This window comes from Leisingera sp. F5 (genome assembly GCF_001593695.1).
Genome location: NZ_LUKH01000622.1, coordinates 1 through 1977 on the forward strand (window position 1 = coordinate 1; position 1977 = coordinate 1977).

General features: G+C 65.0%; 2 protein-coding genes. Both read left to right on the forward strand.

What is annotated here, in order from left to right:
- The coding region (locus A2I95_RS34015) for a putative peptidoglycan glycosyltransferase FtsW (RefSeq protein WP_291736907.1) at window positions 1-926 on the forward strand (926 nt) is incomplete at its 5' end.
- Window positions 927-951: 25 nt separating this feature from the next.
- The coding region (locus A2I95_RS34020; RefSeq protein ID WP_291736909.1) for a UDP-N-acetylglucosamine--N-acetylmuramyl-(pentapeptide) pyrophosphoryl-undecaprenol N-acetylglucosamine transferase at window positions 952-1977 on the forward strand (1026 nt) is incomplete at its 3' end.

Here is a 1977-nt window from a genome sequence, read left to right on the forward strand (position 1 = left end):
CCGTGATGTCGCCCACGCTAGTGCGGCGGCTGGCGGTGCTGGGCTTTGCGCTGGCCTTTGTGGCGCTTGCCTTCCTGCCCATCTTCGGCACCGATTTCGGCAAAGGCGCGGTGCGCTGGTATTCGCTGGGGTTTGCCTCGCTGCAGCCGTCGGAGTTCCTGAAGCCCGGTTTCATCGTGGTGGCGGCCTGGATGATTGCAGCCAGCCAGCAGATCAACGGGCCGCCGGGCACGCTGATGTCCTTCGCCCTGTGCATGATGGTGGTGATGATGCTGGTTCTGCAACCGGATTTCGGCCAGGCCAGCCTGATCCTGTTCGGCTGGGGGGTGATGTATTTCGTCGCTGGCGCGCCGATGCTGCTGCTTGTGTGCATGGCTGCTGTGGTCGTGCTGGGGGGTGTCTTTGCCTATAACAGCTCAGAACACTTTGCCCGCCGCATCGACGGCTTCCTGAACCCGGATGTCGATCCCACCACTCAGCTGGGCTATGCCACCAATGCGATCCGCGAGGGCGGGCTGTTCGGTGTCGGTGTCGGCGAGGGCCAGGTGAAATGGTCGCTGCCGGATGCCCATACCGATTTCATCGTTGCGGTCGCAGCTGAAGAATACGGGCTGGTGCTGGTGGCGGTTCTGATCGCGCTTTATGCCTCGATCGTGGTGCGATCGCTGTTCAGGCTGATGCGCGAGCGCGATACCTTCATCCGCCTGGCGGGCACCGGTCTGGTCTGTATGTTCGGCGTGCAGGCGATGATCAACATGGGGGTTGCGGTGCGGCTGCTGCCCGCCAAAGGCATGACCTTGCCGTTTGTCAGCTATGGCGGATCCTCGCTGATTGCCACCGGGATTGCGGTGGGTATGCTCCTGGCCTTTACCCGGACGCGCCCGCAGGGCGGAATTGCCGATTACCTGAACGGCCGCGGCCGCTGACGAGATGTGAAAGAGACCCCTTGGGATGGCACAGAAACTGCTTTTGATGGCCGCTGGCGGAACCGGCGGCCATATGTTTCCGGCGCAGGCGCTGGCCGAAGCCATGCTGGCGAGCGGCTGGCGGGTGAAGCTGTCGACCGACGCACGGGGCGCGCGCTATACCGCGTCCTTTCCAAGCGCGGTGGAAATCTCGCAGGTGTCCTCGGCCACCTTTGCCCGTGGCGGGCTGCTCGCCAAGGCACTGGTGGCGCCGAAGATCGCAGGCGGCGTGCTGTCGATGGCAATGCAGATGCGGCGCGAGCGGCCCGATGCCGTCATTGGCTTTGGCGGCTACCCGTCAATCCCGGCGCTTGGGGCGGCGACGCTTTTGAAGCTGCCGCGGATGATCCATGAACAGAACGGCGTGCTGGGCCGGGTGAACCAGATCTTTGCCAAACGGGTAGCCGGGGTGGCCTGCGGCACCTGGCCGACCGCGTTGCCCGAAGGTGTCGCGCATGAGCACGTGGGCAACCCGGTGCGCAGCGCGGTGATGGAGCGGGCGGGTGCGGCGTATATTCCGCCGGGCGATTACCCGATGTCCCTGCTGGTGATGGGCGGCAGCCAGGGCGCGCGGATCCTCTCTGACGTGGTGCCGGCGGCGGTTGCCGCGCTGCCCGATGGCATCCGCCGGTATCTGCGGGTGTCGCATCAGGCACGCGAAGAAGACTTGGGCCGGGTCAATGCGTTTTACGCCGACCACGGCGTTAATGCCGATGTGCAGACGTTCTTTGCCGACGTGCCCGCGCGGATGTCGGAGGCGCAGCTGGTGATCTCGCGTTCGGGGGCGTCGTCGGTGGCGGACATCTCGGTCATCGGACGGCCCTCGATCCTGATCCCCTTTGCCGCAGCCGCCGGTGACCATCAAAGCGCCAACGCCCGTGGGCTGGTTGACGCCAATGCCGCCGTGATGATCCCGGAAAGCGCCCTTGATATCCCGGTGCTGGCAGAGCATATGGGCGCAATTCTGAGTAACCCGCAGGCTGCGGTGAAAATGTCGGCAGCCGCACTGAGC